Raw genomic sequence first — 19,269 nt, 5'->3', positions numbered from 1 at the left:
CGCTAACGCTTACCGGGCCTACGAAACCTGCAAGCCCGGTAAGCGAAAAGCGGTTTAGATATCTATATTCGCCGCTTTCAGGGCGTTCTCTTCGATAAAGGCGCGACGCGGCTCAACGGCATCGCCCATCAGGGTGGTGAACAGCTGGTCGGCAGCGATCGCATCCTTAACGGTGACGCGCAGCATGCGGCGGCTGTCCGGATCCATGGTGGTTTCCCACAGCTGATCCGGGTTCATCTCACCCAGACCTTTATAGCGCTGGATAGAGAGACCGCGACGGGACTCCTTCACCAGCCAGTCGAGGGCCTGCTCGAAGCTGGCTACCGGCTGACGGCGTTCGCCGCGCTCGATGTAGGCATCTTCTTCCATCAGGCCACGCAGTTTCTCACCCAGGGTACAGATACGGCGATATTCCGGCCCCATGACGAACTCGTTATCCAGCGGATAGTCGGTATCCACCCCGTGGGTACGGACGCGGATAATCGGTTCAAACTGCTGCAACTCGGTGTTCTCACGGACATCAAATTTCCACTGGCTGCCGTGCTGCTCTTTCTCATTCAGCTCGGAGACCAGGGTGTTCACCCAGCGGGTCACCTTCTGCTCGTCAGCCAGATCGGCCTCGGTCAGGGTCGGCTGATAGATAAGCTCTTTCAGCATCGCTTTCGGGAAGCGGCGCTCCATGCGGCCAATCATTTTCTGGGTGGCGTTGAACTCGGCAACCAGTTTTTCCAGCGGTTCGCCCGCCAGCGCCGGCGCATTGGCGTTGGTATGCAGGGTCGCACCGTCAAGAGCGATAGCGATCTGATACTGATCCATCGCTTCGTCGTCTTTAATGTACTGTTCCTGCTTGCCTTTCTTCACTTTGTACAGCGGCGGCTGGGCAATGTAGACATGGCCGCGTTCGACGATTTCCGGCATCTGACGGTAGAAGAAGGTCAACAGCAGGGTACGAATGTGCGAGCCGTCGACGTCCGCATCGGTCATGATGATGATGCTGTGATAGCGCAGTTTATCCGGGTTGTACTCATCGCGGCCGATGCCGCAGCCAAGGGCGGTGATCAGCGTCGCCACTTCCTGGGAAGAGAGCATTTTATCGAAGCGGGCTTTCTCAACGTTGAGGATTTTACCCTTCAGCGGCAGGATCGCCTGGTTCTTACGGTTACGACCCTGTTTAGCAGAGCCGCCCGCGGAGTCCCCTTCCACCAGGTACAGTTCAGACAGCGCCGGGTCGCGTTCCTGGCAATCCGCCAGTTTGCCCGGCAGGCCTGCCAGGTCAAGGGCGCCTTTACGACGGGTCATCTCACGGGCGCGACGCGCAGCTTCGCGGGCGCGGGCGGCGTCGATAATTTTGCCGACCACAATTTTGGCATCGGACGGGTTTTCCAACAGGTATTCGCTCAGCAGTTCGTTCATCTGCTGTTCTACCGCCGATTTCACCTCGGAAGAGACCAGCTTGTCTTTGGTCTGCGAGGAGAATTTCGGATCCGGCACTTTCACGGATACCACGGCGATCAGGCCTTCACGCGCGTCGTCGCCGGTGGCGCTGACTTTCGCTTTTTTGCTGTAGCCCTCTTTATCCATGTAGGCATTGAGGGTACGGGTCATCGCCGCGCGGAAGCCCGCCAGGTGAGTACCGCCGTCGCGCTGCGGAATGTTGTTGGTAAAGCAGTAGATGTTTTCCTGGAAACCGTCGTTCCACTGCAGCGCCACTTCCACGCCAATACCGTCTTTTTCGGTGGAGAAATAGAAGATATTCGGGTGGATCGGCGTTTTGTTCTTGTTGAGATACTCAACAAACGCCTTAATGCCGCCTTCGTAGTGGAAATGGTCTTCTTTGCCGTCGCGCTTATCGCGCAGGCGGATTGAAACCCCGGAGTTCAGGAACGACAGCTCGCGCAGACGTTTCGCCAGGATCTCATATTCGAATTCAGTAACGTTGGTGAAGGTTTCATGGCTCGGCCAGAAACGCACCATGGTGCCGGTTTTATCGGTCTCGCCGGTCACCGCCAGCGGCGCCTGCGGTACACCGTGCACATAAATCTGTTTATGGACTTTGTTATCGCGCTGGATAACCAGCTCCAGCTTCTGCGACAGGGCGTTAACCACCGAGACGCCTACGCCGTGCAGACCGCCGGACACTTTATAGGAGTTATCATCGAATTTACCGCCGGCGTGCAGGACGGTCATGATAACTTCCGCTGCGGAGACGCCCTCTTCCGGGTGAATGCCGGTTGGGATGCCGCGACCGTCATCCTGTACGGAGACGGAGTTATCGCTGTGGATGGTCACAACGATATCTTTGCAGTAACCCGCGAGCGCTTCGTCGATAGCGTTATCCACAACCTCGAATACCATGTGGTGCAGACCGGTGCCGTCATCCGTGTCGCCGATATACATACCCGGGCGCTTACGCACCGCATCCAGCCCTTTCAGGACTTTGATACTGGAGGAGTCATAAGAATTCGACATCAACGTTTCTCGCTCATTTAATCTTGGGTTAATCCGTTATTTTACCTTTTTCCACGCGGAACATCTTCGAATTTTTGTCCGACATGTCCATAACGTGTTCAGCGCTGATCGCGCTGACGAAAACCTGCGACTGCGTCGCTTTCAGGCGGCTGGATAACAGACCGCGGCGGGCATCATCAAGTTCCGAGGCAAAATCATCTATCAGGTACAGGCAGCGCCGCCCGCTGACGCGGGTGAGGAACTCACCTTGCGCCAGACGCAGGGCGCACATCAGCAGCTTAAGCTGCCCGCGCGACAAGGTATCTTCCACCGGCGCCCCGTCGGCGCGAATACGGAAATCCGCTTTATGCGGGCCGTGGGCGGTGTAGGTTAACATTCTGTCGCGCTCGAAATTCCGCTCCAGCACCTCCGCGTAGTCGGTCTCTTTTTCCCAACCGCGCTGGAAAGAGAAGGTGAGCGTGAATTCTGGTAAAAATTGCTGACAAGTATCCGCCATGTCTTCGACGATAGCGGCGCTGTATTCGGCACGCCAGCGGCTGATTTGTTCCGCCAGCGGAATGAGTTCCAGATCCCATGGTCGCAGCTGGGCATAGCGGCTGACCTGACGCAGCGCGGCGTTGCGCTGCTTGACCAGGCGCTTCAGGTTGCTCCAGGCGGTGAAGAATCCGGCTTCGTTATGAAAACATCCCCAATCGAGGAATGCTCTTCTGTATTTGGGGCCGCCATTGAGTAAAGTAAACCCCTCCGGCGTAATCAGTTGCATCGGCATCAGGTGCGCCAGCTCCGCCACTTTGTGGCCGTCGGTGCCGTCGATGCGCACCTTGCTGTCGCCCTGTTTGTCTTTGGTCAGGCCGATGGCGGTTTCCCGCTCTTCGCCCTGCAGGCGGCCGTGCAGGACAAAAGCCTCCTGCTCGTGGCGGATCACCCGGCCAATTTGCAAACTACGAAACGCCCGGCCATGACCGAGCGTATAGATAGCTTCCAGCACGCTGGTTTTGCCGCTGCCGTTTGCGCCAACCAGGAAGTTAAAGCTGGGGGATAAAGCGAGATCCGCATTTTCAATATTGCGGAAATCTTTGATGAGCAAGCGCGTCAGTGACATATCAGCGTTCTTTGGGCCAGGGCGTTATCGGCGCAGCCAGTTTCAACGCGGACTGCGCGCAGACCCTGGAGCGTACACGAAGTACGTGACAGGGGCGAGCACAGCCCAGATTGAAAATGGCAAGTAAGATAGCCCGATATTTTCCACTACAATCTCATAGGCATGACGACATAGGCTGCGGATTGCGAAGCCGCATCCTCAATCTGCACGCTCGACACCGAATCCGTCAGCAAAATGCGCACATTCTCGCACTTCAGCGCATTCAGCACATCCAGCACATAGCTAACGTTGAAGCCAATCTCCATCTCCGTTCCGGCGTAGGTCACATCCAGAATCTCTTCCGCCTCTTCCTGCTCCGGGTTATTGGCGGTGATTTTCAGCTGGTTTTCACTGACGTACAGCCGCACGCCGCGGAATTTCTCGTTCGAGAGGATTGCCGCGCGGGCGAAGGCCTGCTTGAGAATGTCACAGCCAGCATCGAGATGTTTATCCGGATTTTTCGGCAATACGCGGCGATAATCCGGGAAACGGCCATCAACTAGCTTCGACGTAAAGATAAAATCGCCCACGTGAGCGCGGATATTGTTGCTGCCAATCTGCACGCGCAGCGGGGTATCGCCGCCATCGAGCATCCGCATCAACTCAATCACCCCTTTACGCGGCACGATCACCGAATGGTTCGGCAGCGACGCTTCCAGCGGCATCGAACAGACCGCCAGGCGGTGACCATCGGTGGCCACCGTGCGCAGTTCGCTACCTTCGGTTTCAAACAGCATACCGTTTAAGTAGTAACGAACATCCTGGTGCGCCATCGAGAACTGAGTGGCTTCGATCAGACGCTTCATGGTCGCCTGCGGCAGGGTAAATTCCACTTCGCTCTGCCAGTCATCCAGATTCGGGAAGTCGGCAGCAGGCAGCGTCGACAGCGAGAAGCGGCTGCGGCCGGAACGCACCAGCATCCGATCGCCTTCCAGCTGAACCGCGATCTCCGCGCCTTCCGGCAGGCCGCGGCAGATATCAAAGAATTTACGCGCCGGAACGGTCGTTGCGCCCGCTTCGTGCGGCTGAACCAGCGCCACGCGCGCCACCATCTCCATTTCAAGATCGGTACCGGTCAGCGACAGTGCGCCGTCCGCGACCTGAAGCAGCAGGTTACCGAGAATGGGCAGCGTCGGACGACCACCTAACGGACCGCTCACCTGTTGCAGCGGTTTTAATAAATGTTCACGTTCTACGGTAAATTTCATAGCGTCACGAGGATAATGTTCTGATTAAATTGGAAAAATCTTCTTTAATGTCGTGGCTTTCTTCACGCAACTGCTCAATCTTACGGCAGGCGTGCAGCACGGTGGTATGGTCGCGGCCGCCAAACGCATCGCCGATTTCCGGCAGGCTGTGGTTGGTCAGCTCTTTGGCCAGCGCCATCGCCATCTGGCGAGGACGCGCCACCGAACGGGAGCGGCGCTTGGACAGCAGATCCGCTACCTTAATCTTGTAGTACTCCGCCACCGTCTTTTGAATATTGTCGATGGTGACCAGTTTTTCCTGCAGCGCCAGCAGATCGCGCAGCGCTTCGCGCACGAAATCGATGGTGATCGCCCGGCCGGTGAAGTTGGCGTTGGCGATAACGCGGTTCAGCGCCCCCTCCAGCTCACGCACGTTTGAGCGCAGGCGCTTGGCAATAAAGAACGCCACTTCGCCTGGCAGGCGAATGTCGTTTTCATCGGCTTTTTTCATCAGGATCGCGACGCGGGTTTCCAGCTCCGGCGGCTCGATCGCCACCGTCAGGCCCCAGCCGAAGCGGGATTTCAGACGATCTTCAACGCCATTGATCTCTTTTGGATAACGATCCGAGGTCAGGATGATCTGCTGATTACCTTCCAGCAGGGCATTGAAGGTGTGGAAAAACTCTTCCTGGGATCGTTCTTTATTGGCAAAGAACTGAATGTCATCGATCAGCAGGGCGTCAACGGAGCGGTAGTAGCGCTTAAACTCTTCGATGGCGTTGTTTTGCAGCGCTTTGACCATGTCCTGGACGAAACGCTCGGAGTGCATATAGACCACTTTCGCGTTCGGCTTACGCGCCACAATGCCGTTACCCACCGCGTGCAACAGGTGGGTTTTCCCCAGACCGGTACCGCCATAAAGGAACAGCGGGTTGTAGGCGCCGCCCGGGTTATCGGCCACCTGACGCGCCGCCGCGCGGGCCAGCTGGTTAGATTTACCTTCGACGAAGTTATCAAACGTGTGTTTCACGTTAACGTTAGAGCGGTAGGTCGGCTCCGCCGGTGCCGGAACATTATCCCAGCCAGGGCGCACGATCGTCGGCGCCACGCGCGCGGTCTGCACCTGCGCTGCCGGGATGGCCGCTGTGGCCGGGCTTACCGCTCCTTTCTGCAGCGAGCTGGCTGGCTTAGCACCCACCTCAAAACGCAGCTGCGGGGCATCAGCACCGCAAAAATCATTGAGGAGTCCATTGATATTATTGAGGTATTTGTCCCTTACCCAGTCGAGCACAAAACGGTTTGGCGCATACAGTGCCAGCGTGTTATCGCTCAGTTCCGCCTGCAATGGGCGGATCCACATGCTGAATTCTGTGGCTGGTAACTCATCCTGCAATCGGGCAAGACACTGCTGCCAAAGCGAAAGTGACACGGCGGACTCCACTCGAACATAAAATCGATATCAAAGAAAAACAGAAACAATCGTGATTGTTGGCACACGTCGACAAGACCCTGCATTAGCCGAAAAGCCCCTGCACTAAAGGGGTGACGTGCGAACCGCTATCTGCGGTTATTACCCGTTGCGGATCCGGGGATCGCGATCGGGACCGGGGATCATAGCCTAAACTGAGAAAGAGATCTTGTGTTTCTCAACAGATTCTTCCCGATTTATCCACAGGAAGGATCGAAACCGGGTAAGTGTAATCGATCCTGGGGAGAGTGAAGCACGATTTCCGCCGCATATTGGAAAAATTAATGAGCTATGCTGGTTTTGGGCGGAAACGATCTAACAAAGATCCTTCCGGATCCTTGCGCTTTACTGGCCAGGCCGTATAATCCCCCACCCGGCGCGTAATGCCCGTTTTCGTCACGCGTCTCAGCTTATTTTTTGTGCGACAAGGTGCGAGAAATAAGGAAAGAGAATTGACTCCGGAGTGTACAATTATTACAATCCGGCCTCTTTAATCACCCACGCTGAGGCGTAAGTCGTTCGAAGTTCGTTCGGGTCTACGCAAAAGTCAGTGAATTTATTCAAGTTTAGGTAGAAATCGCCATGAAACGCACTTTTCAACCGTCTGTACTGAAGCGCAACCGTTCTCACGGCTTCCGTGCTCGTATGGCTACTAAAAATGGTCGTCAGGTTCTGGCACGTCGTCGTGCTAAAGGCCGCGCTCGTCTGACCGTTTCCAAGTAATAAAGCTAACCCTGCGTGGTTAAGCTCGCATTTCCCAGGGAGTTACGTTTGTTAACTCCCAGTCATTTCACTTTCGTCTTCCAGCAGCCACAACGGGCTGGCACGCCGCAAATCACCATCCTCGGCCGCCTGAATTCGCTGGGGCATCCCCGCATCGGTCTTACGGTCGCCAAGAAAAACGTAAAACGCGCACATGAACGCAATCGGATTAAACGTCTGACGCGTGAAAGTTTTCGTTTGCGTCAACATGAACTCCCGCCAATGGATTTCGTGGTGGTGGCGAAAAGAGGGGTTGCCGACCTCGATAACCGTGCTCTCTCGGAAGCGTTGGAAAAATTATGGCGCCGCCATTGTCGCCTGGCTCGCGGGTCCTGATCGGCCTGATTAGAGTTTATCAGCGCCTGATTAGTCCGCTACTCGGGCCGCATTGTCGTTTCACCCCAACCTGTTCTCAATACGGAATTGAGGCCTTACGCAGGTTTGGTGTGATAAAAGGCAGTTGGTTGACAATGAAACGCGTATTAAAATGCCACCCTTTACACCCTGGTGGTGACGATCCCGTCCCGCCCGGACCATTTGATACCAGAGAACACTAACGATGGATTCGCAACGCAATCTTCTTATCATCGCTTTGTTGTTCGTGTCTTTCATGATCTGGCAAGCCTGGGAGCAGGACAAAAATCCGCAGCCCCAGCAGCAGACCACGCAGACTACGACCACAGCAGCGGGTAGCGCCGCCGACCAGGGCGTACCGGCCAGTGGCCAGGGGAAACTGATTACGGTTAAAACCGACGTGCTTGAGCTGACTATCAACACCAACGGTGGTGATATTGAGCAGGCGCTGCTTCTGGCGTATCCAAAAACGCTGAAGTCGACCGAACCGTTCCAGTTACTGGAAACCACGCCGCAGTTTGTCTACCAGGCGCAGAGCGGCTTAACCGGCCGTGATGGTCCGGATAACCCGGCGAATGGCCCGCGTCCGCTGTACAACGTCGATAAAGAGGCGTTTGTGCTGGCTGATGGCCAGGATGAAATCGTCATTCCGCTGACCTACACCGATAAAGCCGGCAACGTCTTCACCAAAACCTTCACCCTGAAACGTGGTGGCTATGCGGTGAACGTCGGTTATAGCGTGCAGAACGCCAGCGAGAAGCCTCTGGAAGTCTCGACCTTCGGTCAGTTGAAGCAGACCGCGGCGCTGCCGACCAGTCGCGATACGCAGACCGGCGGCCTGTCCACGATGCATACTTTCCGTGGCGCAGCGTTCTCCACCGCGGATTCAAAATACGAAAAATATAAATTCGATACCATTCTGGACAACGAAAACCTGAACGTCAGCACCAAAAACGGTTGGGTTGCCATGCTGCAGCAGTACTTCACCACCGCGTGGGTGCCGCAGAATAACGGGACGAATAACTTCTACACCGCTAACCTCGGCAACGGCATTGTGGCTATTGGCTACAAATCGCAGCCGGTACTGGTGCAGCCTGGTCAAACCGACAAGCTGCAGAGCGTGCTGTGGGTCGGCCCGGCTATTCAGGACAAAATGGCTGCCGTTGCGCCGCACCTGGATCTGACCGTCGACTACGGCTGGCTGTGGTTCATCTCCCAACCGCTGTTTAAGCTGCTGAAATTCATCCACAGCTTCCTCGGCAACTGGGGCTTCTCGATCATCGTTATCACCTTTATCGTTCGTGGCATCATGTACCCGCTGACCAAAGCGCAGTACACCTCCATGGCGAAGATGCGTATGCTGCAGCCGAAGATTCAGGCCATGCGTGAGCGTCTGGGCGACGATAAACAACGTCAAAGCCAGGAAATGATGGCGCTGTATAAAGCGGAAAAAGTGAACCCACTGGGTGGCTGCTTCCCGCTGATTATTCAGATGCCGATCTTCCTTGCGCTGTACTACATGCTGAGCGCCTCGGTTGAACTGCGTCATGCGCCGTTTATCCTGTGGATCCACGACCTGTCTGCACAAGACCCGTACTACATCCTGCCGATCATCATGGGCGCGACCATGTTCTTCATCCAGAAGATGTCGCCGACCACCGTGACCGACCCGATGCAACAGAAGATCATGACCTTTATGCCGGTCATCTTCACGGTGTTCTTCCTGTGGTTCCCGTCTGGCCTGGTGGTGTACTACATCGTCAGCAACCTGGTCACCATTATTCAGCAGCAGCTGATTTATCGTGGTCTGGAGAAGCGTGGCCTGCATAGCCGCGAGAAGAAGAAATCCTGATACTCTTCATTCTTCAAGCCGCAGATGCGTTGGTTTCATTAGTTCGCCCCAGTCACTTACTACAGTAAGCTCCTGGGGCCTCACTAACTTGCCGCCTTTCTGCAACTTGAATTATTTCGAGTATCTACGGTAGCGTTAATGCCAGAGAAGGCGGTCAATGGACCGCCTTTTTTACATCTACATAGAGAGTCACCATGAGCCATAACGACACTATCGTCGCCCAGGCCACCCCTCCGGGACGCGGTGGGGTGGGCATCCTGCGTATCTCCGGCCTCAACGCGCGCGATGTCGCGCAGGCGGTGCTGGGCAAGCTGCCGAAGCCGCGTTATGCCGACTACCTGCCGTTCAACGACGTTGACGGTACGCCGCTGGATCAGGGGATTGCGCTGTGGTTCCCCGGGCCGAACTCCTTTACCGGGGAGGATGTGCTTGAGCTGCAGGGTCACGGCGGCCCGGTCATTCTCGATCTGCTGCTCAAACGTATTCTGACGTTGCCCGGCGTACGCATCGCCAGGCCGGGCGAGTTTTCCGAACGCGCGTTCCTCAACGACAAGCTCGACCTGGCGCAGGCAGAAGCCATCGCCGACCTCATCGACGCCAGTTCAGAACAGGCGGCGCGCTCGGCGTTGAACTCCTTGCAAGGGGCCTTCTCCGCGCGGGTTAACCACCTTGTGGAAGCGCTCACTCACCTGCGCATCTACGTGGAAGCGGCGATCGATTTCCCGGATGAAGAAATTGATTTCCTCTCCGACGGCAAAATTGAAGCCCAGCTGAACGGCGTGATGGCCGACCTCGACGCCGTCCGCGCGGAAGCTCGTCAGGGCAGTCTGCTGCGCGAAGGGATGAAAGTGGTGATCGCCGGGCGACCAAATGCCGGTAAATCGAGCCTGCTGAACGCCCTGGCGGGCCGCGAAGCGGCGATCGTCACCGACATTGCGGGCACCACCCGCGACGTGCTGCGCGAACATATCCATATCGACGGCATGCCGCTGCATATCATCGATACCGCGGGCCTGCGCGACGCCAGTGACGAAGTGGAGCGTATCGGCATCGAGCGCGCCTGGCAGGAGATTGAGCAGGCGGATCGGGTGCTGTTTATGGTCGACGGCACCACCACCAGCGCCGTTGACCCGGCGGAGATCTGGCCGGACTTTATCGAGCGCCTGCCCGCTAAACTGCCGATTACCGTGGTGCGCAATAAAGCCGACGTCACTGGCGAAACGCTGGGGCTCAGCGAAGTCAATGGCCACTCACTGATCCGACTGTCGGCACGTACCGGCGAAGGCGTGGAGGTGCTGCGTAACCATCTCAAGCAGAGTATGGGCTTCGATACCAGCATGGAAGGTGGCTTCCTCGCCCGCCGCCGTCACCTGCAGGCGCTGGAAGAGGCGGCGAACCATCTGCAGCAGGGCAAAGCCCAGCTGCTGGGCGCCTGGGCCGGGGAGCTGCTGGCGGAAGAGCTGCGCCTCGCGCAGCAGGCGCTGAGCGAGATCACCGGGGAGTTCACCTCCGACGACCTGTTGGGCCGCATCTTCTCCAGCTTCTGCATCGGCAAATAACGTTTAGTCCGTAAACGTTCACTCACCCGCATTAACGCCGCGTTAATGCGGGTTTTTTCTTGCCCTTTGCGGCGCAACGTTCTCTACTTTTATCTCCCCTTTTACCACGAGACTAAAGCATGACCGTTGAATATACCGTGATCGAGAAGGTGCCCTCCGCCGAAGCGTTTTGCCACCTGCGGGTGGCGGCGGGCATGTCGCCACGCCCCCTGGAAGGCGCCAGAGCCGGACTGCCGCATAGCTGTTACGGCGTACATATCCTCTGGCAGGAGACGCCGATCGCGATGGGACGCATCGTCGGCGACGGCGCGATTAATTTCGATATTGTCGACGTCGCCGTCGATCCGGCTCATCAGGGAAAAGGCCTGGGCCGGCTGGTGATGGAGAAGCTGGTCGCCTGGCTGGACGCTAACGCCTTTGACGGGGCCTATGTCACGCTGGTGGCGGATGTGCCGGAGCTGTATGCGAAGTTCGGCTTCGAAAGCGTCAGACCGGAGAGCGAAGGGATGGCCCGCGTCTGGCGAACCCGGAGTCGTTAGCTCGCATTTCCTGCCAGGAAAAGAGCGTTGTCCAAATGGCAACTCGTCTTGCGGCACGTTCCTCACTATGCTGAACGCCATTCACATCGCGAGGATCCCATGACACGCTTTCTTCTCTGCAGTTTCGCCCTGGTTCTGCTCTATCCTTCCGGCATCGATATGTATCTGGTCGGCCTGCCGCGTATTGCTCAGGACCTGGGAGCCAGCGAGGCACAATTACATATCGCCTTTTCGGTCTATCTGGCCGGTATGGCCTCCGCAATGCTGTTTGCTGGTCGCATCGCCGACCGGTCTGGACGTAAGCCTGTCGCCATTGTGGGCGCGGTGATCTTTGTTGTCGCCTCCCTGCTCTGCGCCCAGGCGCACACCAGCAGCCACTTCCTCGCCGGACGCTTTATCCAGGGGATCGGCGCCGGCAGCTGCTACGTGGTGGCTTTCGCTATCCTGCGCGATACGCTGGACGATCGTCGCCGCGCCAAGGTGCTGTCGTTGCTCAACGGCATTACCTGCATTATCCCCGTCCTGGCGCCGGTGCTTGGTCACCTGATTATGCTGAAATATCCGTGGCAGAGCCTGTTCTACACCATGACCGGCATGGGCGTCATGGTCGGTTTGCTGTCGGTCTTTATCCTGCGCGAGACGCGCCCGACGGCACACCCGCAGACTGCGACACCACAGCATGGCGGCAGTGAGTCGCTGCTGAACCGCTTTTTTCTCAGCCGCATTCTCATCACCACCCTCAGCGTGACGGCGATCCTGACCTACGTGAACGTCTCTCCGGTACTGATGATGGAAGAGATGGGGTTCGACCGGGGAACTTACTCAATGGCGATGGCCCTGATGGCGATGATCAGCATGGCAGTCTCCTTCTCGACGCCGTTCGCCCTGTCGCTGTTTAACCCCCGCACCTTAATGCTGACCTCGCAGGTGCTGTTTCTGGCGGCAGGCCTGGCGCTGAGCCTCGCCACCCGCCAGTCCGTCACCCTGATCGGGCTGGGCATGATTTGCGCCGGCTTCTCCATTGGATTCGGCGTCGCGATGAGCCAGGCGCTGGGGCCCTTCACGCTGCGCGCGGGCGTCGCCAGCTCGGTTCTCGGCATCGCGCAGGTGTGCGGTTCATCGCTGTGGATTTGGCTCGCCGCCATCATCGGACTCAGCGCGATGAATATGCTGATCGGGATACTCATTGCCTGTAGCATAATGAGCCTTGTTTTATTACTGGTCGTCACCCCACCGCGGGTTGCGCAATACGATGAAGAAGCCGCTGTCGAGTCTTGATCTTAATTTACTCCTCTGCCTGCAGCTCCTGACCCAGGAGCTCAGCGTTACCCGTACGGCGAAACGGATGAACGTTTCGCCGTCAGCGGTGAGCAAGTCGCTGGCCAAACTGCGCGCCTGGTTTGACGACCCGCTGTTTGTGAAAACCCCGCTGGGTCTGGCGCCTACGCCGCTGGTCAGCAGCATGGAGCAGGATCTGGCGGACTGGATGCAGATGGGCAACCAGATCCTCGATAAACCGCACCACACCATGCCCAGCGGCCTCAAATTCGAGCTGGCGGCGGAAACGCCGCTGCTGATGATCCTGTTTAACACCCTCTCCCAACGCATCTATCAGCGCTATCCGCAGGCATTGATTCGTTTGCGCAACTGGGACTACGACTCCCTGGACGCCATTATTCGCGGCGAGGTGGATATCGGCTTCTGCGGGCGCGAAAGCCATCCGCAGTCGCGGGAGCAGCTGAGCCTGCTGCCGTGGTATATCGATTTTGATGTCCTGTTCACCGACCTGCCGCAGGTCTGGCTGCGCGCCGATCATCCGGCGCTCAGAGAGGAATGGGATCTGGCGGCATTCTTGCGCTATCCGCATATCACCATCTGCTGGGAACAGAGCGATACCTGGGCACTGGACGATGTGCTGCAGGAGCTGGGGTATAAGCGTAACGTGGCGCTGACCGTGCCGGGGTTTGAACAATCGCTCTTTATGGCCGCTCAGCCGCAGCACACCATGCTGGCCACCGCGCCGCGCTACTGCCAGCACTATAATCAGCAGCACCAGCTACCGCTGGTCTCTCGCCCGCTGCCGCTGGAACCTCAGCTTCTGGAAAAGCTCCGCGTCCCCTTCACCTTGCTATGGCATAAGCGCAACAGCTACAACCCCAAGCTCGTCTGGCTTAGAGATACGTTAAAAGAACTCTATTCCGGTACGCTGTAAGCCTTGTTTCGTGTCCATCGCACCTTATTGCGCAAGAATTTGTAAAATTCAAACAAATTCTCTTTTCAACGGGGCATTTCGGCATTAAAACCTGTTAATACCAGGCGATAATAACGCGCGCAATTTTTACCAGACCATTACTCACGGAGCGACGTATGGCAACGCATTTTGCACGAGGGATACTCAGTACCGGGGAGCCGCTATCGACACGTTTGTCGGCGGCCTGTCATCAATCCGCACGTCTACTCCCTGAATACCGCCAGGCTCGCTTTCGTGCTTCGCGTTCGCTGCTCGCCGAACTGCTGTTTATGCTATACGGCATCAGCGAGCTGCCTGAAATCGTCAACGCCGCCAATGGCAGACCGGTTTTTAGCGATCGTCATCTTCCCCACTTTTCTATCTCTTATACTGGCAATATTGTTGGCGTCGCGCTGACCACCGAGGGGGATTGTGGCCTCGACATGGAACTGCAGCGCACGGTGCGTGGACACGACGCTGACCGGCACAATTTCAGTAACAATGAAAATCTGTGGATTAACATTCAGCATGACCCGGATGAAGCGCGTAGCCAGCTGGTGGCGCTGCGGCGAAGCGTGTTGAAACTGACCGGCGAAGCATCAACGCAGCTGCTGCCGGGTTCTGGCCGCCTGCGCACCGCCGGTAGCCAGTCGATCGAAGCCGTCTGTGACGCCGAATCGCTGCTGGTGTGGTCGATTGCCGCCAGCCCAAATATCGGCTCACTGAAGGTCTGGGAATATGACGCTAAGGGGGGCGAATGGCATAGTCTGCCGGATGCTCAGCGGCGCGCACGCGAACCGTCGGCCCGCCTGATGCGCTTTACCAGCTTACCGATGGAAAAAACCTTATCCCTCAATTGACCGGTTTTGCCGGCATCATGATACAAAGGAGCAATCATGTCAGATACCTTAAAAGTGGTTACGTTACTCGGCAGCCTGCGCAAAGGGTCGTTTAATGGAATGGTCGCGCGCACTCTGCCCGGCATCGCGCCCTCGGGCATGGACATCTCCGCGCTGCCGTCGATCGGTGATATCCCGCTGTACGATGCTGATATTCAGGAGGAAGAGGGGTTCCCACAGAGCGTGCAGGATATTGCGCAACAGATCCGCGAGGCGGATGGCGTGGTGATTGTCACTCCCGAGTATAACTATTCCGTGCCTGGCGGCCTGAAAAACGCTATCGACTGGCTGTCACGCCTGCCCGAGCAGCCGCTGTCCGGCAAACCAGTACTGATTCAGACCAGCTCAATGGGTGCCATCGGCGGCGCACGCTGCCAGTATCATCTGCGCCAGATTCTGGTCTTCCTCGATGTGATGGTGATGAATAAACCGGAATTTATGGGCGGTGTGATCCAGAACAAAGTGGATCCGCAGTCAGGTGAAGTAGTCGATCAGAGCACCCTCGACCATCTGCGCGGCCAGCTGACCGCCTTTGGCGACTATATTCAGCGGGTTAAAGCATAAAAAAAGCCCGGCAGCGATGCCGGGCTTTTTCATCATGCGTGCGGATTAATGTGCATCGATAAAGACAATCTTCAGCACAAACAGCAGCGAGACGATCACCACGCACGGGCTGAGCTCGCGCAGGCGGCCGGTTCCGATCTTCATCACGCAGTAAGAGATAAAGCCTAAGGCGATACCTTCGGTGATCGAGAAACTAAACGGCATCATCACCGCGGTGATAAACGCCGGTACCGCTTCCGTCAGGTCATCCCACTTCACGCGCGCCAGGCTGGAGGTCATCAGCACGCCAACGTAAATCAGCGCGCCGGCGGCCGCATAGGCTGGAACCATCCCCGCCAGCGGAGACAGGAAGATAACCAGCAGGAACAGGATCCCAACGACAACGGCGGTCAGGCCGGTGCGCCCGCCCACGGAAACGCCGGAGGAGGATTCGATATAGGCCGTCACCGACGAAGTACCGATGAAGGAACCCGCCACCGACGAGACGCTGTCGACAAACAGCGCTTGCTTCATGCGCGGGAATTTACCCTGTGCATCAGCCAGACCCGCTTTATCGGTAACGCCAATCAGCGTCCCGGAGGAGTCAAACAGGTTGACCAGCATAAACGAGAAGATCACGCCGGCCAGGCCCAGGTTCAGGGAGCCCGCCAGATCGACATGACCAATCACCGACGTCACGCTCGGCGGCGCGGAGACGATGCCGGTGTAGTGCACATCGCCCAGCATCCAGCCCAGCAGGGTGGTGACCACAATAGACACCAGGACCGCGGCATGAATGTTACGTGATGCCAGAATTGCGATGATAAAGAAGCCCAGTATGCCCAGCAGCACACTGTGGGAGGTCAGATGACCAATGCTGACCAGCGTTTCCGGATTAGCGACGATAACCCCGGCATTTTTCAGACCCATCATGCCGATAAACAGGCCGATACCGCTGGTGATACCGACGCGCAGGCTCACCGGAATATTGGCGATCATCCAGTAGCGTACACGGAAAATCGTCAGCAGCAGCAGACCGACGGCGCCCCAGAAAATCGCGCCCATGCCTACCTGCCACGGCAGGCCCATCGCCTGTACCACCACAAAGGCGAAGAAGGCGTTCAGACCCATCGCCGGCGCAAGAGCCACCGGCAGGTTCGCGAACAGACCCATCAGGATACTGCCGAACGCAGCAATCAGACAGGTAGTCACAAACACGGCGCTGGTATCCATGCCCGCTACGCCAAGAATTTGTGGGTTAACAAAAACGATATACACCATCGTCAGGAACGTGGTGAAACCGGCGATCGCTTCCGTACGCACTGTGGTGCCGTGCTCGCGCAGCTTAAATACGCGCTCCAGCAGACCCTGGCCAGAAGACTGGCTGGTTTGTTGTTGACTCATTATCGGTTTCCGAACGTAAAGGAGGGAAAATTCGAGGCTATCCTATACCAAAACAGGGCACCCGGCGCAGTTGTATGGTAATTTTTTTCATTTATTTTGCTTATACGGCAACGATTGCGTCGCGGCATTGGGCATGACGAAAACGTTAAACTTGTTAATACGGAAAGACTATGACTCAACCAGAAGCAGTATTTTTTGACTGTGACGGCACACTGGTCGACAGTGAGGTGATTTGCTCCCGCGCCTACGTTCACATGTTCCAGGAATTCGGCATTACGCTGGACCTTGCCGAGATTTTTAAGCGCTTCAAAGGGGTGAAGCTGTACGAAATTATCGACACTATCAACGCTGAGCATGGCGTTAACCTGCAAAAAGCGACGCTGGAGCCCATTTACCGTGCGGAGGTCGCTCGCCTGTTTGATAGCGAACTGGAGGTGATTGCCGGAGCCCAGGCGCTGCTGGATGCGGTAAGCGTCCCGATGTGCGTGGTTTCCAATGGCCCGGTCAGTAAAATGCAGCACTCTCTTGGCCGCACCGGCCTGCTGCACCATTTCGCTGACCGCTTGTACAGCGGCTACGATATTCAGCGCTGGAAGCCTGACCCGGCGCTGATGTTTCATGCGGCAGAGGCCATGCAGGTAAAAGCCGAAAACTGTATCCTGGTGGATGACTCCAGCGCCGGTGCTCAGTCGGGGATTGCCGCCGGTATGGAGGTGTTTTATTTCTGCGCCGATCCGCACAACCAGCCGATCGATCATCCCAAAGTGACCACCTTTACCGATCTGGCAGAGCTGCCGGCATTGTGGCAAGCGCGCGGCTGGGATATCACGCGTTAAGGGCCTGGTGAGCGGCACATTGGCATCGATGTAGCCCCGCTAAGCGTCTGCGCAAGCGGGGAATAGAACCAGCGACTGGTTATGGCTGCAATTCAGTGACTGCCGCCTTATCGGCAATAATCACCAGTGAAGGGTGTAATTTGAGCACCGACGCCGGCACCTGCTCGCTGACCGGGCCTTCAACCACCTGCTTAAGGACTTGCGCCTTCGCCGCGCCGCTCACGATCAACAGCAGATTTTTTGCCGCCATCACGCTTCTCGGCCCCATGGTGACATAGCTATCGGGCACGACGGAAAAATCCCCACCCATCTCGCCGTTAGCGACAATATCAATCATTTCCCCATGAATCGGCACTTCAACCGTCTGATCATGAAAGCGGGTGGTATTCGGCAGGTTGCCGCAAAAATGGCCGTCGGCCCCCAGCCCCAGCACCATCAGGTCAAGGCCACCAGCCTCTTCCAGCTGGCGATCGTGCTGAGCGGCGTTGTCCAGCGTCAGCTTGTGAATATTCTCTTCTTTGATCTGCGCCGGGGTAAAAAACAGCTGGCGCAGATTAGATATCGTGACGCCTTCTCGCGACTGGCCGCGAAAGGGTATCTCATCGAAGTTGTAATAGTGCACCCGATCATAGAATGCTTTGCCTTTCACGGCGGCGGTTAGATGCTCATACATCCGCTTTGGCGTGCTGCCGGCCGTCACGGCGAGATTCACCCGCCGCGGCGCCGTGATATAGCCCAGAACATGATGGCTGGCGACCAGGCTCATCTCTTCATAATCTTCAGTCACAATCATTTTCATCTTGTCGTCCTTCACAAGCACAAAACGGGGGCTGAAGGCCCCCTAACGGTTATTTAAACAGTTTCTGCACAAACTCGGCGTAGGCCGGGCGCCAGACGTCCATTTCATGGTTCAGGCCGGGATACGAGTGATAGTCGAAGTTGATCTTCTGTTTTTCCAGCTCGCTTTTCAGACCAGCGATGTCTTTACCGGTTACGGAATCTTTTTCCCCGACGACCACGGTAAAGTTACGCAGTTGCTTATTGATCGCGTCAGGATGCTTCAGCTGCGCTTCCACGCCGGCATTCGGCACCGTGGTGGTCGTGACACCGCTAAAGGTGGCAAGCCAGCCAAAACTATCCAGATGGTTCATTCCGGAAACCAGCGCCTGATAACCGCCCTGTGACAGGCCAGCCAGCGCCCGGCCATCGGCATCTTTACGCGCGTTAAACCGGGTATCGATCAGCGGAATAATATCCTGCATCAACTCGTTATCCGCCGCCTGTGCATTGAGCGGATAGAAGTTTTTGCGCCGCTCCTGCGGCGGGAAGTTTTCCGCGACCGCTTCCGGGGTGTCGGTTTCGGTATCCGGGACCACCACCAGCATCGGCTTGATTTTGCCCTCCGCCAGCAGGTTATCCATGATCTGCGGGATACGCCCCTGATCGATGGCCGACAGACCGCTGTCGCCAAAGCCATGATAGAAATAGAGCACTGGCAGCGGATCGCCGGTTCCGCTATAGCCCGGCGGCGTCCAGACATAGAGACGACGTTCGGCGTTCAGTGCCTTCGAGTGATAAGTGAGGGTGCGCAGATCGCCATGCGCGACCGCCCGATCGTCGAGAATACTACCAGGTACCAGAATCAAGCTGGTATTCACCTGGCGCTGCGGCTTCTGATAGCGACTGCCGGTATCCACCGAGCGGAAGCCATCCACATCGAAATAGTATTCATAGAGATTGGGTTTCATCGGCTCACTTTTCCATGTCCACACCCCCTGAGCCTCTTTGGTCATGTCGTGTGAGACAAAGGAGTCCGGCGTGGCGCCGGTCACTACCGAGACCCGCCGGGCATCGGGAGCAAACAGGCGATAAGTGATACTCTTATCCGCGTTAACCTGGGTAATAAAGTGGCTCACCGGCAGGGTGGGATCCGGCATCGCGGGTAATGGCGCCGCCTGGAGGGTAAACGCCGCGCCCGCCAGCGCCAGTGCGAAATAAATTGCATGTCGTTTCATCGTTATTCCTC

General features: G+C 56.9%; 18 protein-coding genes. 11 read left to right on the top strand and 7 right to left on the bottom strand.

Features of this window, described 5'->3' with window-relative positions; genetic code table 11:
- Positions 1 to 54 precede the first annotated feature (54 nt).
- The 4 genes from gyrB to dnaA form a co-directional block, all read right to left on the bottom strand.
- A complete protein-coding gene (gene gyrB, locus CWM53_RS29670; RefSeq protein WP_074385300.1) occupies positions 55 to 2,469 on the bottom strand; it encodes a DNA topoisomerase (ATP-hydrolyzing) subunit B in 2,415 nt (804 codons plus the stop codon).
- Between the two features lie 28 nt (positions 2,470 to 2,497).
- Positions 2,498 to 3,571, bottom strand: coding sequence for a DNA replication/repair protein RecF (gene recF, locus CWM53_RS29665; RefSeq protein WP_074385299.1), 1,074 nt, complete (start codon positions 3,569 to 3,571; stop codon positions 2,498 to 2,500).
- A gap of 146 nt (positions 3,572 to 3,717) precedes the next feature.
- Complete coding sequence (gene dnaN, locus CWM53_RS29660) at positions 3,718 to 4,818, bottom strand: DNA polymerase III subunit beta (protein ID WP_008806743.1); 1,101 nt, start codon at positions 4,816 to 4,818, stop codon at positions 3,718 to 3,720.
- A gap of 4 nt (positions 4,819 to 4,822) precedes the next feature.
- Positions 4,823 to 6,226 carry a chromosomal replication initiator protein DnaA gene (dnaA, locus tag CWM53_RS29655; protein ID WP_061156307.1) on the bottom strand — a complete coding sequence of 468 codons (1,404 nt, stop codon included), beginning with the start codon at positions 6,224 to 6,226 and terminating at the stop codon, positions 4,823 to 4,825.
- 621 nt (positions 6,227 to 6,847) lie between these two features.
- Between dnaA and rpmH the strand changes: the two genes are divergently transcribed.
- From rpmH to CWM53_RS29600, 10 genes are all read left to right on the top strand, one after another.
- Complete coding sequence (gene rpmH / locus CWM53_RS29650; protein ID WP_000831330.1) at positions 6,848 to 6,988, top strand: 50S ribosomal protein L34; 141 nt, start codon at positions 6,848 to 6,850, stop codon at positions 6,986 to 6,988.
- A 15-nt stretch (positions 6,989 to 7,003) separates the two neighbouring features.
- Positions 7,004 to 7,363, top strand: a complete 360-nt coding sequence (gene rnpA / locus CWM53_RS29645) for a ribonuclease P protein component (protein WP_004151535.1) — start codon at positions 7,004 to 7,006, stop codon at positions 7,361 to 7,363.
- Positions 7,327 to 7,584, top strand: a complete 258-nt coding sequence (yidD, locus tag CWM53_RS29640; protein WP_004151536.1) for a membrane protein insertion efficiency factor YidD — start codon at positions 7,327 to 7,329, stop codon at positions 7,582 to 7,584. Before rnpA ends, yidD begins: the two co-directional genes overlap by 37 nt.
- Before the next feature lie 2 nt (positions 7,585 to 7,586).
- The gene (yidC, locus tag CWM53_RS29635) at positions 7,587 to 9,233 is read left to right on the top strand and encodes a membrane protein insertase YidC (RefSeq protein WP_061156305.1); all 1,647 of its coding nucleotides are present in this window, start codon (positions 7,587 to 7,589) and stop codon (positions 9,231 to 9,233) included.
- Between the two features lie 194 nt (positions 9,234 to 9,427).
- Entirely contained in the window at positions 9,428 to 10,792 is a 1,365-nt protein-coding gene (gene mnmE / locus CWM53_RS29625; protein WP_100632164.1) for a tRNA uridine-5-carboxymethylaminomethyl(34) synthesis GTPase MnmE, read from the top strand.
- A 119-nt stretch (positions 10,793 to 10,911) separates the two neighbouring features.
- The gene (locus tag CWM53_RS29620; RefSeq protein ID WP_004151539.1) at positions 10,912 to 11,331 is read left to right on the top strand and encodes a GNAT family N-acetyltransferase; all 420 of its coding nucleotides are present in this window, start codon (positions 10,912 to 10,914) and stop codon (positions 11,329 to 11,331) included.
- 99 nt (positions 11,332 to 11,430) lie between these two features.
- Positions 11,431 to 12,609 carry an MFS transporter gene (locus CWM53_RS29615; RefSeq protein ID WP_074385297.1) on the top strand — a complete coding sequence of 393 codons (1,179 nt, stop codon included), beginning with the start codon at positions 11,431 to 11,433 and terminating at the stop codon, positions 12,607 to 12,609.
- Positions 12,584 to 13,543 (top strand): HTH-type transcriptional regulator YidZ, encoded by a 960-nt coding sequence (yidZ, locus tag CWM53_RS29610; RefSeq protein ID WP_061156302.1) that lies wholly within the window; start codon positions 12,584 to 12,586, stop codon positions 13,541 to 13,543. The genes CWM53_RS29615 and yidZ overlap by 26 nt, the downstream gene beginning before the upstream one ends.
- A gap of 308 nt (positions 13,544 to 13,851) precedes the next feature.
- Complete coding sequence (locus CWM53_RS29605; RefSeq protein WP_165785153.1) at positions 13,852 to 14,421, top strand: 4'-phosphopantetheinyl transferase family protein; 570 nt, start codon at positions 13,852 to 13,854, stop codon at positions 14,419 to 14,421.
- Between the two features lie 36 nt (positions 14,422 to 14,457).
- Positions 14,458 to 15,024: an NADPH-dependent FMN reductase gene (locus CWM53_RS29600; RefSeq protein WP_100730487.1), complete on the top strand. Its 567-nt coding sequence runs from the start codon at positions 14,458 to 14,460 to the stop codon at positions 15,022 to 15,024.
- A gap of 45 nt (positions 15,025 to 15,069) precedes the next feature.
- Here CWM53_RS29600 and CWM53_RS29595 read toward each other — a convergent pair whose 3' ends face one another.
- On the bottom strand, positions 15,070 to 16,407 hold the full coding sequence (locus tag CWM53_RS29595) for an NCS2 family permease (RefSeq protein WP_074385295.1): 1,338 nt from the start codon (positions 16,405 to 16,407) through the stop codon (positions 15,070 to 15,072).
- Positions 16,408 to 16,577: 170 nt separating this feature from the next.
- Between CWM53_RS29595 and yieH the strand changes: the two genes are divergently transcribed.
- Positions 16,578 to 17,243, top strand: coding sequence for a 6-phosphogluconate phosphatase (gene yieH, locus CWM53_RS29585; RefSeq protein WP_008806734.1), 666 nt, complete (start codon positions 16,578 to 16,580; stop codon positions 17,241 to 17,243).
- A gap of 79 nt (positions 17,244 to 17,322) precedes the next feature.
- Here the strand turns inward: yieH and CWM53_RS29580 are convergent, their stop codons facing one another.
- Positions 17,323 to 18,042, bottom strand: coding sequence for a glucosamine-6-phosphate deaminase (locus tag CWM53_RS29580; protein WP_074385293.1), 720 nt, complete (start codon positions 18,040 to 18,042; stop codon positions 17,323 to 17,325).
- A gap of 49 nt (positions 18,043 to 18,091) precedes the next feature.
- Positions 18,092 to 19,258 (bottom strand): alpha/beta hydrolase-fold protein, encoded by a 1,167-nt coding sequence (locus tag CWM53_RS29575; protein WP_074385292.1) that lies wholly within the window; start codon positions 19,256 to 19,258, stop codon positions 18,092 to 18,094.
- Positions 19,259 to 19,269: the final 11 nt, after the last annotated feature.

Origin of the sequence: Klebsiella sp. A-Nf5, from assembly GCF_002810545.1 — a bacterium.
Lineage (GTDB): Bacteria > Pseudomonadota > Gammaproteobacteria > Enterobacterales > Enterobacteriaceae > Klebsiella > Klebsiella variicola.
The sequence above is the reverse complement of the archived record's forward strand: the minus strand, read 5'-3'. Positions and strand labels throughout refer to the sequence as shown.

What these genes read in the sequence shown, in the direction of transcription:
- yieH (WP_008806734.1), top strand. Translation starts at nt 16,578, where the DNA reads ATGACTCAACCAGAAGCAGTATTTTTTGACTGTGACGGCACACTGGTC.
- CWM53_RS29615 (WP_074385297.1), top strand. Translation starts at nt 11,431, where the DNA reads ATGACACGCTTTCTTCTCTGCAGTTTCGCCCTGGTTCTGCTCTATCCT.
- dnaN (WP_008806743.1), bottom strand. Translation starts at nt 4,818, where the DNA reads ATGAAATTTACCGTAGAACGTGAACATTTATTAAAACCGCTGCAACAG.
- gyrB (WP_074385300.1), bottom strand. Translation starts at nt 2,469, where the DNA reads ATGTCGAATTCTTATGACTCCTCCAGTATCAAAGTCCTGAAAGGGCTG.
- yidD (WP_004151536.1), top strand. Translation starts at nt 7,327, where the DNA reads ATGGCGCCGCCATTGTCGCCTGGCTCGCGGGTCCTGATCGGCCTGATT.
- mnmE (WP_100632164.1), top strand. Translation starts at nt 9,428, where the DNA reads ATGAGCCATAACGACACTATCGTCGCCCAGGCCACCCCTCCGGGACGC.
- CWM53_RS29605 (WP_165785153.1), top strand. Translation starts at nt 13,852, where the DNA reads ATGCTATACGGCATCAGCGAGCTGCCTGAAATCGTCAACGCCGCCAAT.
- yidC (WP_061156305.1), top strand. Translation starts at nt 7,587, where the DNA reads ATGGATTCGCAACGCAATCTTCTTATCATCGCTTTGTTGTTCGTGTCT.
- CWM53_RS29580 (WP_074385293.1), bottom strand. Translation starts at nt 18,042, where the DNA reads ATGAAAATGATTGTGACTGAAGATTATGAAGAGATGAGCCTGGTCGCC.
- CWM53_RS29595 (WP_074385295.1), bottom strand. Translation starts at nt 16,407, where the DNA reads ATGAGTCAACAACAAACCAGCCAGTCTTCTGGCCAGGGTCTGCTGGAG.
- CWM53_RS29620 (WP_004151539.1), top strand. Translation starts at nt 10,912, where the DNA reads ATGACCGTTGAATATACCGTGATCGAGAAGGTGCCCTCCGCCGAAGCG.
- recF (WP_074385299.1), bottom strand. Translation starts at nt 3,571, where the DNA reads ATGTCACTGACGCGCTTGCTCATCAAAGATTTCCGCAATATTGAAAAT.
- CWM53_RS29575 (WP_074385292.1), bottom strand. Translation starts at nt 19,258, where the DNA reads ATGAAACGACATGCAATTTATTTCGCACTGGCGCTGGCGGGCGCGGCG.
- rpmH (WP_000831330.1), top strand. Translation starts at nt 6,848, where the DNA reads ATGAAACGCACTTTTCAACCGTCTGTACTGAAGCGCAACCGTTCTCAC.
- yidZ (WP_061156302.1), top strand. Translation starts at nt 12,584, where the DNA reads ATGAAGAAGCCGCTGTCGAGTCTTGATCTTAATTTACTCCTCTGCCTG.
- CWM53_RS29600 (WP_100730487.1), top strand. Translation starts at nt 14,458, where the DNA reads ATGTCAGATACCTTAAAAGTGGTTACGTTACTCGGCAGCCTGCGCAAA.